This window comes from Hymenobacter busanensis, from assembly GCF_008727865.1.
GTDB lineage: Bacteria > Bacteroidota > Bacteroidia > Cytophagales > Hymenobacteraceae > Solirubrum > Solirubrum busanense.
Genome location: NZ_VTWU01000001.1, coordinates 162,165 through 177,594, shown reverse-complemented (window position 1 = coordinate 177,594; position 15,430 = coordinate 162,165). Strand labels below are relative to the sequence as shown.

Genomic DNA, 15,430 nt, shown 5'->3' with positions numbered 1-15,430 from the left:
CCGCGAGTGAAACGAGTAATGCCCCGAGGTGCCGCCGAAGCTACGCTTTTACGGCGGCGGGCTTGAGGTCGGTGAGGGCGGCGATGCGCACGGGCTGGCCGCTGGCCATGCTTTTGCGGGCCGCCACGCCAATGAGAACGGCCATGGCCCCGTCGCGGCTGCCGGCCGACTGCCGGTAAGTATCGGGGCTGGTGGGGTTGCGGAACACCCGGTCGCGCAGCAGCACGTCGCCGCCGCCGTGGCCTTCGGCCTGCGGAATCTGGATGTACTCCACCTGGCCGAAGTTGTGGGACAGCATGATTTCGTCGTAGGGCTCCATTTTCATGGCGCCGGATTCCTTAATCCACGCGTCGATGCGGCCTTTAGTGCCATTGAAGGCAATGCGGTAGCCTTCGTAGGGCGAGTACGCGGTGAGCGAGTAGCTGGCGTGCACGCCGTTGGCGTAGCGGATGGTGGCCGCCATCTTGTCCCAGATGTTCACGTCTTCCTTGTACACGCAGCCGTCGCGCAGGTAGCCGTCGTGCTGCTCGTTGGCGGCGTAAAGGGCCATCAGGCGGGCGTCCTTGGTCATGTCCCAATAGTAGGGGCACGCAGCCTTGTGCGGACACGGGCGGCAGTTGCTGAAGCGGAACGGGCCGTTTTTGCCGTAGTTCTCCAGCGCGCCGGAGGCGTACACCGTTTCGGGCTCCGACTCCAGCCACCAGTTCAGCAGATCGAAGTGGTGACTGGCCTTGTGCACCCACAACGAGCCGCTTTTCTCCACCAGTCGGTGCCAACGGCGGAAGTAGTCGGCGCCGTGGCGGTTGTCGAGGTACCAGTGGAAATCGACGGAGGTAACGGTACCGATGGCGCCCTGGCGCAGCAAGTCGTAGATTTTCTGGCGGTGCGGCGAGTAGCGGTAGTTGAACGTGACGGTGACCTTCTTGCCCGTGCGGCGCTCGGCATCCAGAATGGCCTGGCACTTGCCCTCGTCGGTGGTCATGGGTTTTTCCGTCAGGATGTCGGCACCCAGCTCCATGCCGCGGATGATGAACTGGTCGTGGGTAGCGTCGACGGTGGTGACGATGAGCAGCTCCGGCTTGGTCTTGCGCATCATCTCCTCGAAGTTGGTGAAGGTGGGGCACGAGACGCCCATCATCTTCTTGGCGGTTTCGAGGCGGCCTTTGTTCACGTCGCACAATCCCACGAACTCGATGATGTCGCCGTGCTCCTTCAAGGCTTGCGTGCCCCACATGCCAGTGCCGCGGTGGCCGGTGCCCACCATGGCCACCCGCCGCTTGCGGGCCGGCGCAGCACCCAGCACCGACAGTGAATCGGCAGCCAACAGGCCGGCCGTGGCCAGCAACGACTTCTGCAGAAAATCCCGGCGGGAAGAAGTGTAGGTCTGGTCCACGGGGCGAGGAAGTTAAGTGCGAACAGAACGAGGCGTGAGCAAAGCAACGGAGCGAACCTAGGCCGGCATGGGCGCCGCGGCGCAAGCCAGTAACTCATTTACCAGCTCAGAGGAGCCAATAAACAAGGGCGCGCGTTGGTGGAAGTGCGTGGGCGTCACGTCGAGTACGGCCTCGGTACCGGTGGAGGCCACGCCCCCAGCCTGCTCGATGAGCAGTGCCAGCGGGTAGCACTCGTAGAGCAGGCGCAGTTTGCCCGAAGCGTTTTTGCCGGTGGGCGGGTACAGGTAAATGCCGCCCGTGAGCAGGTTGCGGTGGTAGTCGGCCACCAACGAGCCGATATAGCGGCCGGTCAGGCGGCGCTGCTTGCAGTTTTCGAGGAAGGTGCGCACGTAGGCCGGGTATTCAAACCAGTAGCCCTCGTTGCAGGAAAACGTTTTGCCGACGGCCGGAATGCGCAGCTCGGGGTGCGAGAGGAAAAATTCGCCCAGCGAGGGTTCGTAGGTGAAGCCCACCACCCCGTGTCCGGTGGTGTACACGAGCATGGTGCTGGAGCCGTAGAGCACGTAGCCGGCGGCTACCTGCTGCCGCCCGCCCTGCAGGAAGTCGGCCTCGGTGGCTTTGGAGCCTACGGGCGTGATGCGGCTGTAAATCGAGAACAGGGTGCCGATGGGCACGTTCACGTCGATGTTGGACGAGCCGTCGAGCGGGTCCATGGCCACCACGTATTTCGCGTGGTCGTTGCTGGTGTAGATAATGCCTTCCTCCTCTTCCGACAGCACGGCGCAGGCCTGGCCGCCGTTGCGCAAGGCGCGCACGAAGCGAATGTGGGCGGCCATATCGAGGCGCTGCTGCTGCTCGCCCTGCACGTTTTCGCGGCCGTAGGCGCCGGTCACATCAGAGAGGCCCGCCCGGTTTACTTCGCGGTTGATGATTTTACCGGCCAGGGCAATGTCGCGCAGCAGCTGCGACAACTCGCCGGTGGCAAACGGAAACTCGGCCTGCTTGCGCATGATGTAGCGCTCCAGCGTCGTACCGACGGGGGTGGCAATCAGGTCTTCGTCGGGGGTGCTCATGGCAGCTGCGGTGGAAATGAATGGGCAAAGCGGAGGCCGGCTTCCCTCCTTTTCAAAGGGAAACCCGGCCGGCTTGTGAAATAATAAGGACGAATTAGCTTTTGGCTTCGGGCTGCTTCTGGCTCTGCCACAGCACTACCTGCCATCCTTTTTTCGGGTCTTTGATCTGCACCACCACGTACTTGAGGTGAGCAACGTTGGGCGTGCCGTCGGGCTTGTTGGGCTGGTAAATGGTGATGGTACCGTTCACCACGGCTGCTTTGCCGTCGTTGTAGGCGCGCACGTTCAGGGCTTCCACCTCAATCTTGTCGTACACGCTCTTGCCGTCCCGAATCGACTGGATGTAATCGGCCTTGCCGTTCTGCTTGCCGTTGGAGTGGGTATACACCAGGTCGTCGGCAAATACTTTTTCCAGGAAGGCGTAATCCTTCTTCACCTGGGCCTCAAAGCGCTGCCGCTCCAGGGCTTCTACTTCCTTTTGGGCCGCCATATTTTTCTTGTCGGGTTTGGGCTGGGCCTGCAGGCCCAGCAGTGCGGCCAGCAGCACCAGCGTGGCAAGCGAAAAAAGTCGTTTCATGGCTTAGCGGGCGGGTTCGTCGAGGTCGATTTGCTTCATGCGCGGGGCCAAGAAGTGCATCAGCACCCAGGCCAGCAGGTAGGCCGCGCCGCAAATCCAGAACATGATGAAGTAGGCTTTGTCGAGCTGGTTGATGCTTTCGTAGTACACAAACATGCGCTTCTGCACCAAAGCCGACAGCAGAATGCCGCCCAACCCGCCGGCCATGCCGCCGATGCCCGTAACCGAGGCCACGGCGCGCTTGGGAAACATGTCCGACACGGTGGTGAAGATGTTGGCGCTCCAGGCTTGGTGCGCCGCTGCCGCAATGCCGATGACGAGCACCGCCAGCCACATATTGATCTGGCCGAGCTGCTGGGCAAACACAATCGGGAACACGCACAGCGCGATGAGCAGCATGGACGTTTTGCGGGCGCGGAAGGCCGGCCAGCCGTTGCGGATGAAGTTTAGCGGAATCCAGCCGCCGCCCACGCTGCCCACGCTCGACAGAATGTACACCACCGCCACCGGCAGCGACACCGCCGTGCCTTTCAGGCCGTATTGCTTGTTGAGGAAGTCGGGCAACCAGAACAGGTAGAACCACCAGATGGGGTCGGTCAGGAACTTGCCGAGTACGAACGCCCAGGTTTGGCGGAACGTGAGCAGCTTAAACCACGACACTTTCGGCTGCGTCTTGATGGAAGCCGCGGCCAAATCGTCCACGTCGCTGTGGATGTAGTCGAACTCGGCTTTGGTGAGTTTGGCGTGGCGGGCGGGCACTTCGTAGAGCCAGAACCACAGCGCCAGCCACACAAAACCCAGCGCGCCGGTAATCACGAAAGCCCACTTCCAACCGATGGATTCGGCAATGAGCGGCACGGTGAGCGGCGCAATGATAGCGCCCACATTGGACCCCGAGTTGAAGATGCCGGTAGCCAGGGCCCGCTCCTTTTGCGGAAACCACTCGGCCGTGGTTTTGATTGCCGCTGGGAAGTTGCCGGCTTCGGTAATGCCCAGGAAGGCCCGGGCTACCGAAAAGCCCAGCGTGCTGTTGACGAACGCGTGGCCGATAGCGGCGAGGCTCCACAGAAACGTCGACAGCGCATAGCCCAGCTTGGTGCCCAGCTTATCGATGATGCGGCCCACGCCCAGCATGCCCAGCGCGTAGGCCAGCTTGAAGGCAATTTCGATGTTGGCGTAGTCGCCCGCGTTCCACTTGAACTCGACTTCCAGGTAGGGCTTCAGCAGCGAAATAACGGCCCGGTCGAGGTAGTTGACGGTGGTGGCAAAGAACACCAGGCCGCAGATGGTCCAGCGGTAGCTGCTCATGCCGCCTTGCACCGCGGCGCGGGCGGGTGGTTGCACCGAAGAAGGGGTGGTAGTAGGCATGGCGGTTAGTGCTTAACGGTTTCCACGAAGGCCATCAGTGCGGCTATGCGCTGGCTGAGGGCGCCCAGGTCGTCGGCGTTCTTGAAGAGTTGGGAGCCCATGCCCACCGCCGTGACGCCGGCCCCAAACCAAGCCTGCAGGCTTTCGGTAGTGGGCTCCACACCGCCGGTTACCATGATTTTCACGTTTGGCATGGGGCCGTGCACGGCCTTCACATAGTCGGGGCCCACGGCGCTGCCGGGGAAAATCTTGACGATGGCCGCGCCCAGGCGGGTGGCGTGGAAGATTTCGTTGGGCGTGAGTACGCCCGGTACCCAAGCTACGTCGTGGTGGCGGCAAATGGCGGCCACGTCGGCGGTGGTAATGGGCTGCACCACGAAATCGGCGCCGGCCATGATGAAGGCTTCCGCGTCTTTGGCGTTGTAGATGGTGCCGATGCCCAGCAGCATGTCGGGGCAGTTTTCGCGCACAAATTCGCGCAGCTTGCTGAACACCTCGAAGGCGTTGGCGCCGCGGTTGGTGAATTCAAACACCCGAATGCCGCCCTCGTAGCAGGCCTGCACAATTTGCTGGGCGTGGGCCAGGTCGGCGTGAAAAAACACCGGAACGAGCGGGGCTTGCTGCACGCGCCGGAGCACATCGGCGGAGGAAACTTGCGGAACGTGGTCGGTAGCGAGGGGCATGGCGAAGGAGAATGAGAAAGACAGGTTAGCGGAGCAGGCGGCCGGTGGTGTTGCCGGCCACGATATGCGCTACTTCGGCCGCGGTGGCCAGGTTCACGTCGCCGTGAATGGTGTGTTTGAGGGCCGAGGCAGCCGTGGCAAACGCCAGGGCTGCCTCGGCCGAACCAAGCTGGAGCGCGCCGTAGACGAAGCCGGCAATAAAGGCGTCGCCGCCGCCGATGCGGTCGACCACGGGCGTGATGTCGTAGTACTGGGTTTCCTGGTAGCCGTGGCCGGCTTCCACCAGCATGCCCTTGATGCGTTCGTGCGAGGCACTCTGGGTTTTGCGCTTGGTGGCAATGACTTGCTTGATCTGCGGAAAGCGCTGCATCAGCTTTTCGGCCATCGAGGCGAACTTGTTGGCCGCACCTTCGTCGGCCTTGATGCCGAACAAGTCGTCGGCGTCGCCTTCGGAGCACACCACCACGTCGCAGCCTTCCACCAACTCGGGCATTACATCTTGGGCGCGCTGGCCGTACTGCCACAGGTTGCGGCGGTAGTTCACGTCGGCCGACACGGTGATGCCAAGGCGGCGGGCCACCTTAATGGCGTCTCGGCAGGCCTGGGCGGCCGAGGCCGACACGGCGGCCGTGATGCCCGTCCAGTGAAACCACTGGGCGTCTTTCAAAATCTCTTCCCAGTCAAAAGCAGCCGGATCGAGCTTGGCGAAGGCCGAATCGAATCGGTCGTAGACGATGGTGCTGGCGCGCAACGCCGAGCCGACTTCGAGGAAATAGAGACCCAAGCGGCCGCCGGCGCTGAACACCGTGTGGCGCATATCCACGCCCAGGCGGCGGAACTGCTGCACCGCGGCGCGGCCGAGTTGGTGGTCGGGGAAGCAGGTAACGTGGGCAGCGGGCAGGCCGAGGCAAGCCAGGGAAGCGGCCACGTTGGCGTCGCCGCCGCCGTAGGTTACTTCCAGCGCCGAGGCTTGCTCCAGCCGGTAGTTCAACGGCGGCGAGAGCCGCATCATGATTTCGCCGAACGTGACAATCTGCTTCATAGGAAAGGCCTGCGCAACTGGCCGCAGGCAAAAGGGTCGTTGAAAAATCAGCCGGCGGGCGGCTTAACAAAGCTCGAAGGCGAATTGACGGCCGCGGTTCGGCTCGTCAATGGCGGATGGCGGATGCCGGGCAGCGGTAGAGCAAGCTACGGAATGTCGTTGCTTGCACCCACCTGCTCCTACACGGTTGCCGCCACCGAAGTGGCCGCGGCCACCGGCTGGAAGCCGAAGTACTCGTTGGCGTTGCCGTAGCAGATGTTCTCGACCATCTGGCCCAGCAGCTCCAGATCCGCGGGCAGCTCGCCGTTTTCCACGTCGTTGCCGAGCATGTTGCAGAGGATGCGGCGGAAGTACTCGTGGCGCGGGTACGAGAGGAAGCTGCGCGAGTCGGTGAGCATGCCCACGAAGCGGCTCAGCAGGCCCATGTTCGACAGCGCGTTGATCTGCCGCTCCATGCCGTCTTTCTGGTCGAGGAACCACCAGCCCGAGCCGAACTGCATCTTGCCGGCCACCGACCCGTCCTGGAAGTTGCCGATCATGGTGGCAAACAGCTCGTTGTCGGAGGGGTTCAGGTTGTAGAGGATGGTCTTGGCCAGCTTGTCCTGGGTGTCGAGGCGGTCGAGGAACTTGGCCAGGGCCGGGGCTTGCTGGAAGTCGCCGATGGAGTCCCAGCCAGTGTCGGGGCCGAGCTGGCGCAGCATGCGGGCGTTGTTGTTGCGCAGCGCACCGAGGTGGAACTGCTGGGTCCAGCCCTTCTCCCAGTCCAGTTCCGCCAGGAACACCAGCATGGCCGACTTAAACTGCAGGATTTCCTGCTGCTCCAGCTGCTCGCCGCCGCGCACCTTGGCAAAGATGCGGGTGATGTCAGCGTCGGTGTAGTCGGCGGCGTAAATCTGCTCCAGGCCGTGGTCCGACAAGCGGCAGCCCAAAGCGGCGAAGTAGTCGTGGCGCACGCGCAGGGCCGTCAGCAGGTCTTGGTAGTTCAGAACGTCGACGGCCGCCGAAGCGCCCAGCTTGTCGAGGTAGGCGTTGTAGGCCGTAGGGTCTTCCGGCGACATGGCTTTGTCGGCCCGGAAGGTGGGCAGCACCTGCACGCCGAAGGGGTCGGCGGCAATGGCGCGGTGGTGCTCCAGCGAATCCGAGGGGTCGTCGGTGGTGCAGAGCGTCTGCACGTTCATCTTCTTGAGCAGGTTGCGCACCGAGTACTCAGACGTGCGCAGCAGGGCCGAGCAGTGGTCGTAGATGCGGCGGGCCGACTCCTTGTTGAGCAGCTCCGTCACGCCGAAGTAGCGCTGCAGCTCCAGGTGCGTCCAGTGGTAGAGCGGGTTGCGCAGGGTCTGGGGCACGGTTTCGGCCCACTTCTCAAACTTCTCCCAGTCCGACGCGTCGCCGGTGATGTAGCGCTCATCGATGCCGTTGGTGCGCATGGCGCGCCACTTGTAATGGTCGCCGTAGAGCCAGATCTGCGTCAGGTTGTCGAACTGCTTGTCTTCGGCAATCTGGTCGGGCAGTAGGTGGTTGTGGTAGTCGATGATGGGCATCTGCTTCGCGTGCTCGTGGTAGAGCGTGCGGGCAGTTTCGGTGTGCAGCAGGAAGTCGGGACCGAGGAAAGGCTTCATGGTGGGGAAAGGTTGAAATCCTGTCATCTTATATCTAGCGTACGCAGAGCGAAGGACCTTCTCACGTCAGATAGTCTCTATCCGATGTCAGCCGTTCTTCAGTAACAAGGTCCTTCGGCTGCGCCTCAGGATGACAGAAGGGGAATCAGTTTACAGGCTCACGCCGCGTTTCCAGGGAATAAAGTCGGTCTGCCCGTGGCGCACAGCGGCTACTTCCTCGCCGCTGGCCACGCGGATGACGTAGTCCAGAATCCGCTCCCCGGCCTGCTCGATGGTTTCCTCGCCGTCGATGACGGTGCCGGTGTTGATGTCGATGATGTCGGGCATGCGCTTGGCCAGCGGGGTGTTGGTGGCAATCTTCACGACCGGGGCAATGGGGTTGCCGGTGGGCGTGCCCAGGCCGGTGGTGAAGAGCACCACGTTGGCGCCCGAGCCCACCTCCGCCGTGGTCGATTCCACGTCGTTGCCGGGGGTGCAGAGCAGATTCAGTCCGGGCTTGGTCACCATTTCGGGGTAATCGAGCACGGCTACTACCGGCGACGAACCGCCCTTACGGGCCGCGCCGGCCGATTTCATGGCGTCGGTCAGCAACCCGTCGCGGATGTTGCCGGGCGAGGGGTTCATATCGAAGCCCGAGCCGACGGCCACGGCGGAGTCGCTGTAGGCCTTCATCAGCGAGCTGAAGCGCTCAGCGGTTTCCTTGTCGATGGAGCGGTCCACCAGCTCCTGCTCCACGCCGTTCAGCTCCGGGAATTCGGCCAGAATCACCGAGCCGCCCAAAGCCACCAGCATGTCGGACACGTGGCCCACGGCCGGGTTGGCCGAGATGCCCGAGAAGCCATCCGAGCCACCGCACTCCAGCCCGATGCACAGCTTGCTGAGCGGGGCCGGCTGGCGGTGCTGGGCGTTGGCCTGCATCAGCCCGGCGAAGGTCTGGCGCAGGGCGGTGCTGATGAGCGCCTCCTCGGTGCCGATTTTCTGCTGCTCCAGGATGTAGAGCGGCTTGAGAAACTGCGGGCTGCGCTTGTTGATTTCGTCCTGCAGCATCGACACCTGCGCGTTCTGGCAGCCCAGGCTCAGCACCGTAGCGCCGGCCACGTTCGGGTGGGTAATGTAGCCGGCGAGCAGGCCGCAGAGTGTCTGCGCGTCCTGCCGGATGCCGCCGCAGCCGCCCTCGTGGGTCAGGAACCGTACGCCGTCCACGTTCGGGAACAGCTTGGGCTTCTGGCTGCCGTCGAGCGAGGTCTGCAGGTCGGTCTGCAGGATTTCCTCCACCGTCTTGCCGGCCTGCATCAGCTGAATCAGCTCTTGCGTCTGGGGCTGGTAGCTCTTGCGGCGGCCGTAGCCGAGGTCCGTCACCAGAGCTTCTTCCAGCACCTGGATGTTGCGGTTTTCGCAGAACACCAGCGGAATCACCAGCCAGTAGTTGGCCGTACCCACTTTGCCGTCGGGGCGGTGAAAGCCCATGAAAGTACGGTCCTGCCACTTTTCCACGTTCGGCACGGGCCAAGCGGCGCGGTGCATGCCGTGCTCCCCGTAGCTGTTGGTGGCGTGCTTGATGTTCGAAGTGGTGAGCAACCCGCCCAGCGGAATGGCTTCGCGGATTTTGCCCACCAGCACGCCGTACATCGTCACCGAGTCGCCGACCTGAAAGTCCTGCAGCGCCAGCTTGTGCTTGGCCGGAATGGCTGCTACCGTCTTTATCGCGCTATCCTCCCACGGAATGGTGGTGCCGGCCGGCAGGTCCTGCAGGGCTACCAGTACGTTGTCGTGGGGGTGGATTTTGGCTACTAAGTGTTTCATGAGTTGAACTGAGGGCTATTAGCGGGTGGCTGTTAGCTTGCTGAGACGACTGATAGAGGCCCGGGGCGGTCGTCCTTGTTTAAGCGGGTACTTGGCTGCTGATGTGCTTGGCCAGCGTCGCCCGGACGCCCTGGGCCAGCATTTGCTGCAGGTACGTGGTTACCTGGGCCGTAAAGCCCGGCAGGTGCGACAAGTCGTGGCCCCACAGCGCGTGGCTCTGCAACACGGTGCGGGTGAGTTCTTCGGGAGCGAGGCGGCTCCAGAGGTCGGCGAAATAGCCGGCCTTGTCGTCCTGAATCGGGTACAATTCGCTGCCGGTGTGGCCGTACCACACGCCGTCTTCCTCCTGCTGCACGCCGCGCATGAACAGTAAGTAGGCAGCAAAGCCCAAGGCGAAGTACTGCGGCACATTCCCGCGCTGCTCGTAATAATGCAGCAGCGTGGGCACGTTGCGCATCTGCATCTTGGTCGAGAAGTTCATGGTAATGGCCAGCCAGCGGTGGTCGATGTAGGGGTTGCGGAACCGGTCGAGCACCTGGCCGCCGAACCGCTTGGCCAGCGCCGCATCCACGGGGTATGGAATGCCGGGCAGCAGGTCGTCGAGCATCAGGTGGCTGATGAACGCGGCCATGCCGTCGTCTTCCATGGCGCTGCGCACGGTTTCAAAGCCGCTCAGGAAAGCCAGGCCGCAGCTCAGCGTGTGCGTGCCGTTAAGCAGGCGCAGCTTCAGCTCCCGGAACTCGTTGATGTCGGGCTGAATCACCACGCCTTCGTCTACCTGGCTGAACGACAGCACTTCGCGCACCCGTTCGTCGCCCTGAATGGCCCACAGGCGGAACGACTCCGAAATGGTGAGCAGGTCGTCTTCGTAGCCCAGCTGTTCGTGTAGGGCGTTGAGCGTACCCGAGTCGGGGCGGCCGGGCACGATACGGTCCACGAGCGAGTTGCAGCACTGGTTGGCCGTTTCCAGCCAGTCGATGAACTCCGAATCGAGGCCGTTGCGGTGGGCCAGCTCCAGCAGAATGCCTTCGAGCTTGGTGCCGTTTTCGGGCACGAGTTCGGTGGGCACAATCACGAGGCCCTTGGATTTGTCGCCGCCAAACGCCTGGTAGCGGGCGTAGAGCACGGCCAGGAGCTTGCCGGGAAACGACTGGGGCGGGTTTTGCTTGATGTCGTCGGCAGTGAGCTGAATGCCCACTTCGGTGGTGTTGGAAATAACCACCTGCAACTCGGGGCTGGCGGCGAATTTCAGCACCTCGGCCCACTGGCTTTTGGCCGACAGCACCCGGCTGATGGCCGAGCACACGATGTTTTCTTCGACGGTTTGCTCGCCTTCCACTCCGCGCACGCACAGCGTGTAGAGGCCGTCCTGCCGGTCGAAGGCGTTGATGTCGCCGCCGTCGGTTGACTTCACCACCACGATGCGGCCGTTGAACACGCCCTGGCGGTTGGCCTTGTCGATGAAGTAGTCGGGCAGGCCGCGTAACAGCACGCCGGTTCCAAATTGCAGCACTTTTTCGGGCAGGGCCAGCAGGTGCTCGGTGGGCAGGGCAACTGCGGTGGTGGCGCCGGCAAGGGCCAGGGGGCGAGACAAGTAGCTCATGGTGGTCATTTTATAATCCGCTCTTTCCGTTCTCCCACTTTTTTTGCCACTGTGGGTACTCCGTGGCTAACAGTTTGGCGGGCCAGGTTCCGGCGTAGGCGTAGTTGGCCCGTCGTTCATTCTCAATTTCGGCCAGGGAATAGCGCGCCTGACTGTCGCGGCCCACGTAGATGGGGCGGTTGGTGTCGAGTTCGTAGAAGCGGGCCCACAAGGTGGCACCGGCCGTAGGCACAACTATCCTGTCCCGTCCTGTAGGCTGTTTGGGGTCGGTAATTTCCTGCAAAGCCAAGCCGGGCATCTTCACCGTTTCCAGCCAAGCCACGGCGCTGCCGATGGCCTTCTTCACCTCCGGCGAGGGGTTGTCGACGCCCAGCAGAAACTCCACGATGCCCACCGTCTCGGCGCCGCTCAGCGAGGCCAGCTCGAAGTTGCGGGCCTTGGCTGGCAGCAGCGTTTTCTCGTCGTGCTGCGCGCACCAGGCGGTGAGCTTGCCGTTTTGCACGTACTGGGTTTTCAGAATGCAGTCGATGCCGCGCGTCACCGCGTCCTGGGCCAGAGGCTTAAGGGCCGGGTCGAACAGGGCAAAGTCGCCTTCGCCCTGGGCTACGCTGCGCAGCACCCGCAGCACCTGCACCATGGCGTTGTCGTTGTAGGTAATCTGGTGGCGGTAGTTGCTGCGGTCGGGGTAGTACTGCGGAAAACCGCCGTTGGCGTACTGCATGGCCAGCAGGTAGCGCACGCCGCGCTCGGCAGCCTGCTTATAGGCCGCGTTCTGGGTTTGCTTGAAAGCCGTTGTCAGGTGACGGATTTCGCGGGTGGTGGCGTTGTTGTCGATGGTGGCGTCGATGCGCTTGGCATCGGCCAGGGTAGCGGCCCGCAGTTGGGCACTCATCGGGCGCTTGTAGTCCACCTTCGCCTCCCCTACCGCCTTGGGCCAGCCACCCACGGCACGCTGGTACACCAGCATTTTCTCGGCTACGCTATCGATACCGGCTTCAGGCTTGGGCGCCGTGGCGTGCGTGTTGGTCGGGTCGATGGAAGCCAGGCGCACGGTGGCGGGCTGGCCCGATACCGGGAACCAGCGGCCGCCGAAGGTCCAGTCGGCCGTGAGACTAGCGAGCTTGGGCGCACCGGGTGCGCTGGCTAAGTTGTCTTTAAACCACGCGAAGTCGCCGCCCTGCCGCTTGCAGTTGCTGTAGTACACGCGGCGGCCCCACTTGGGCGTGCCGGGGCCCGAGGGCGCGTGGTAAATATCGGCGTCGGCCATGTCTTTGCTGAACTTGCAGCCGACGAGGTAAAACTGCGACTCGCGGTGGTAGCGCCCCAGCTTGAAGCCGGGGTCACCCTCGAAAGAGCAGTTCTTGAGTACGGTTTTGGAGTCTGCGTTGCCGGAACCGTCGTGCCAGATGGCGGCCGAGGTGCTGTGGCAGATGAAGCGGCAGTTTTCGGCGTAGGCCCAGCCGCGCGGGCAGTAAAAATCGACGCCGCCTTCCAGGGTGCAATCCTGGAAGTAGTACATGCCCACTTCCGTATCCCAGGGGCTGACGGTGTCGCCGCCGAGGGCGCGGAACGTGCAGTGGCGCACCACCAGCCGGGTGGTGCCCGGCAAGGTGCGCAGGGCCATCTGGTGGCCGGTTTTGCTGATGGTTTTCTTCTTGCTGGCGTCGGTGGGGCAGTCGATGGTTACGTCGCCGGTGGCGTCGAACCCGTAGCTGTTGATGACCGTCAGGTTTTCCAGCGTGATGTCGGGGGCGTTGCGCAGGTTAAGCGTGGCCACGCCCCAATCGTCGGTGTTGCCTTCGCAACGGTAGGCGTCGCGGGCGCGGGCAAACGTGATGATGACGTCTTTCTCGCTGGCGCCCCGCAGGGTAATGTGGTCCTTGCCGTCGATGGAGACTTGCTCGCGGTAGGTGCCTTTCTTGATGGTAATGACGCGCTGCTGCGCGGCGTGGTCGGGCAGGCTGGCTATAGCGGCTTGGATGGTCCGGAAATTTCCCGAACCATCCGCCGCTACACTCATCTGCTGTGCATTCACGGAGGAAGCATTTCCCCAAATCCCCACCGTGAGCAGAAGAGTCACCTTCTCAAACCACTTCATTCTTTTCATTTTTCAGGAGGTGCCGAAGCACTTATACAAAGTCGGCCCGCATGGGCGTGAAGGCGTCGAGCAGCACACCGGCTTGCCGGCAGGCGGTGCCGTGCAGCGTATTGCCCGGCACCACACAACTGTCGCCGGCCCGCAGCACGCGCGTTTCGCCACCAATGGTGTAGGCAAACTCGCCGCTTTCCACGTAGCTGATTTGGGTGTGCGGGTGCTGATGTTCGGCACCCACGGCCCCGGTTTCAAACGCCACCTTCACCAGCATCAGCTCCGGGCTGTGGGCCAGCACCTGGCGCTGCACGCCGGCTCCGGCGGGTACCCAGGGCATTTCGGCCCCGGGTACAAAAAGCTGGATCTGGTCGCTCACTCGGCCGTTAGTTGTAGCCTTTGTTTTGCTTCAGGTTTGGGTTCGTGTTGACCGACTGCGCCGGAATGGGCAGCAGTTGGTGCTCCACGGTGTAGCCCGAGGCAATGTCGGCAATGCGGGCTTCGGTAACCGAGCCCTTCCACGAAACGCTGCTCACACCGGTAGGCGCCGTGGCGGGCGCGGGGCGGTACAGCGAGCGTGCCCACTGCAACTGGCCGTTTACCACGCGGTAGTAAGCCGTGGTCGGGATGTTGGTACCGGCCGTACCGGCCACCCAGGCGCGCAGCGTGGCTTTGGCTTCGGCGATTTTAGTGCCGAGCAGGTTCCAGCGAATCAAGTCGTACTTGCGGATGCCTTCGCCGCCGAACTCCAGGAAACGCTCGTTTTGCAGCGCCTGGAAGAAGCCGGCTTTGTCGGTGGGCGTGCTGGCGGTTTTGGCGTTGGTAGCGTTGCCTTTGAAGCCGCGTAGGCGCACTTCGTTCAGAGCCTGCACCGGCGTTACGCCGTTGAAAGCCGTGGTCGGCGAGGCAATGTCGGCCTGGGCTTCGGCGAACATCAGCAGCACGTCGGCGAAGCGGATGATGGGCCAGTTGTAGCCGAGGCTTTGCACCGTAACCGACGAGATGAGCGGGTTGCGCCAGTCGCGGCGGAACTTGCCATCGGTCACGTTGATGAGAGTGGTGGCCGACTGGTTGTCGCTGCCGTTGGCGTAGAGGTACGGCGTGAGCGTAATGTCGCGGCGGGCGTCGAGCGAGTCGAAGGCGTAGAAGTAAGTGGGCAGGGCCGTAATGGCGCCGCTCGACTGGCCGTACTTCGGCGAGGAAGTCATGCGCGGGCCGTTGTAGTAGCCCAGCTTGCTGTCGGAAGCCGCGCTGCCACCAGCCATGGCCACCTCAAACATGATTTCGTGCTTGTTGTCGGGGCGCAGCTCGTTGATGCTGCGGAAGGTCTCCTCGTAGCTCGGGTTCAGGTCGTGCTGGTCGCGGCGGGCCATCAACTGGGCGCATTCGTCGCGGGCAATGGTGTAATAGTCTTGGTAGTTGCTGGGGCGCGTCACTACCCCATCTTGGCCAAGCGAGTAGCCGCCGCGGTACATGGCAATGCGGGCGCGCAGCGCCTTCACGGCACCTTTGGTAATCCGCTCGTTGGCGGCGAGGTCGGAACGCCATGGCACGAGGTTTTCGGCCAGGGCCAGGTCTTCAATCAGGTGGTCGAAGATGGCACCGCGGTCGGCGCGGGGCACCGTGAAATCTTGGCCGGCAGCCGAAGGCGTGCGGGGCTCGGGCACGTCGCCCCAGTTGCGCACCAGCTCAAAGAAGTACTGGGCGCGCAGCGTCAGGGCTTCGCCGTGGAAGCGCTGCAGCGTGGCGGCATCGGCCCCGCTTTTGTAGCCCGCCATTTCGGGAATGTACTTGATGCACGAGTTGGCGCGCTCGATGCCTTGGTACAGCGTGTTCCAAGGGTTCTGCACGTCAGCGTTGGTAATGGCCGCGCTGTAGCGCGTGATGCCGCGGCGGGTGGTGCCGCCGTCGTTGCCGCCCTGGCTGCTCTGCATCTCGTCCGAGTCGAAGGGGAAGAACGAGCTGATGCGGTTGCCGTAGCCGGGGTCGCCCGAAAGCGGGTCGTAGGCGCCCAGGATGGCGCTGTTGGCGCCGCTCACCGAGCTGAAGATGTCGGCCGGCGTATCAAACGCGGTGGGCTTCACATCGAGGTAATCTTTGCAAGACACAATGCTGCTCAGGCAAACAATGCCAAGGGCGGCAAGGGTTGGGCGAAAGAGGGATTTCATAAAAGAGGCAG

Annotated in this window: 12 protein-coding genes; all 12 read right to left on the bottom strand. The window is 63.0% G+C overall.

Going from position 1 to position 15,430, the window contains the following annotated elements:
* Positions 1-40 precede the first annotated feature (40 nt).
* The 12 genes from F0P96_RS00740 to F0P96_RS00680 all read right to left on the bottom strand — a co-directional run bounded on the left by F0P96_RS00740 (position 41) and on the right by F0P96_RS00680 (position 15,419).
* Positions 41-1,393 carry a Gfo/Idh/MocA family protein gene (locus F0P96_RS00740; protein WP_235917333.1) on the bottom strand — a complete coding sequence of 451 codons (1,353 nt, stop codon included), beginning with the start codon at positions 1,391-1,393 and terminating at the stop codon, positions 41-43.
* A gap of 57 nt (positions 1,394-1,450) precedes the next feature.
* Positions 1,451-2,467, bottom strand: a complete 1,017-nt coding sequence (gene fbp, locus F0P96_RS00735; RefSeq protein WP_151076838.1) for a class 1 fructose-bisphosphatase — start codon at positions 2,465-2,467, stop codon at positions 1,451-1,453.
* 94 nt (positions 2,468-2,561) lie between these two features.
* Positions 2,562-3,044: a nuclear transport factor 2 family protein gene (locus F0P96_RS00730; protein WP_151076837.1), complete on the bottom strand. Its 483-nt coding sequence runs from the start codon at positions 3,042-3,044 to the stop codon at positions 2,562-2,564.
* 3 nt (positions 3,045-3,047) lie between these two features.
* Positions 3,048-4,412: an MFS transporter gene (locus F0P96_RS00725; protein ID WP_235917332.1), complete on the bottom strand. Its 1,365-nt coding sequence runs from the start codon at positions 4,410-4,412 to the stop codon at positions 3,048-3,050.
* Positions 4,413-4,417: 5 nt separating this feature from the next.
* On the bottom strand, positions 4,418-5,095 hold the full coding sequence (locus tag F0P96_RS00720; protein WP_151076836.1) for a beta/alpha barrel domain-containing protein: 678 nt from the start codon (positions 5,093-5,095) through the stop codon (positions 4,418-4,420).
* A gap of 25 nt (positions 5,096-5,120) precedes the next feature.
* Positions 5,121-6,137, bottom strand: coding sequence for a sugar kinase (locus tag F0P96_RS00715; protein ID WP_151076835.1), 1,017 nt, complete (start codon positions 6,135-6,137; stop codon positions 5,121-5,123).
* Positions 6,138-6,316: 179 nt separating this feature from the next.
* Entirely contained in the window at positions 6,317-7,756 is a 1,440-nt protein-coding gene (gene uxaC / locus F0P96_RS00710; RefSeq protein WP_151076834.1) for a glucuronate isomerase, read from the bottom strand.
* A 150-nt stretch (positions 7,757-7,906) separates the two neighbouring features.
* Complete coding sequence (locus F0P96_RS00705) at positions 7,907-9,559, bottom strand: UxaA family hydrolase (RefSeq protein ID WP_151076833.1); 1,653 nt, start codon at positions 9,557-9,559, stop codon at positions 7,907-7,909.
* Between the two features lie 79 nt (positions 9,560-9,638).
* Positions 9,639-11,162, bottom strand: coding sequence for a tagaturonate reductase (locus F0P96_RS00700; protein WP_167291130.1), 1,524 nt, complete (start codon positions 11,160-11,162; stop codon positions 9,639-9,641).
* A gap of 10 nt (positions 11,163-11,172) precedes the next feature.
* Positions 11,173-13,269 (bottom strand): pectate lyase, encoded by a 2,097-nt coding sequence (gene pelA, locus F0P96_RS21120; protein WP_201743898.1) that lies wholly within the window; start codon positions 13,267-13,269, stop codon positions 11,173-11,175.
* 22 nt (positions 13,270-13,291) lie between these two features.
* Positions 13,292-13,630 carry a cupin domain-containing protein gene (locus F0P96_RS00685; RefSeq protein WP_420840939.1) on the bottom strand — a complete coding sequence of 113 codons (339 nt, stop codon included), beginning with the start codon at positions 13,628-13,630 and terminating at the stop codon, positions 13,292-13,294.
* 7 nt (positions 13,631-13,637) lie between these two features.
* Positions 13,638-15,419, bottom strand: a complete 1,782-nt coding sequence (locus F0P96_RS00680) for a RagB/SusD family nutrient uptake outer membrane protein (protein WP_151076830.1) — start codon at positions 15,417-15,419, stop codon at positions 13,638-13,640.
* Positions 15,420-15,430 lie beyond the last annotated feature (11 nt).

Excerpts from the sequence above, each read along its gene's own strand:
- fbp (WP_151076838.1), bottom strand. The coding sequence starts at position 2,467 with ATGAGCACCCCCGACGAAGACCTGATTGCCACCCCCGTCGGTACGACG.
- F0P96_RS00730 (WP_151076837.1), bottom strand. The coding sequence starts at position 3,044 with ATGAAACGACTTTTTTCGCTTGCCACGCTGGTGCTGCTGGCCGCACTG.
- F0P96_RS00725 (WP_235917332.1), bottom strand. The coding sequence starts at position 4,412 with ATGCCTACTACCACCCCTTCTTCGGTGCAACCACCCGCCCGCGCCGCG.
- F0P96_RS00720 (WP_151076836.1), bottom strand. The coding sequence starts at position 5,095 with ATGCCCCTCGCTACCGACCACGTTCCGCAAGTTTCCTCCGCCGATGTG.
- F0P96_RS00705 (WP_151076833.1), bottom strand. The coding sequence starts at position 9,559 with ATGAAACACTTAGTAGCCAAAATCCACCCCCACGACAACGTACTGGTA.
- F0P96_RS00680 (WP_151076830.1), bottom strand. The coding sequence starts at position 15,419 with ATGAAATCCCTCTTTCGCCCAACCCTTGCCGCCCTTGGCATTGTTTGC.
- F0P96_RS00715 (WP_151076835.1), bottom strand. The coding sequence starts at position 6,137 with ATGAAGCAGATTGTCACGTTCGGCGAAATCATGATGCGGCTCTCGCCG.
- uxaC (WP_151076834.1), bottom strand. The coding sequence starts at position 7,756 with ATGAAGCCTTTCCTCGGTCCCGACTTCCTGCTGCACACCGAAACTGCC.
- F0P96_RS00700 (WP_167291130.1), bottom strand. The coding sequence starts at position 11,162 with ATGAGCTACTTGTCTCGCCCCCTGGCCCTTGCCGGCGCCACCACCGCA.
- pelA (WP_201743898.1), bottom strand. The coding sequence starts at position 13,269 with ATGAAAAGAATGAAGTGGTTTGAGAAGGTGACTCTTCTGCTCACGGTG.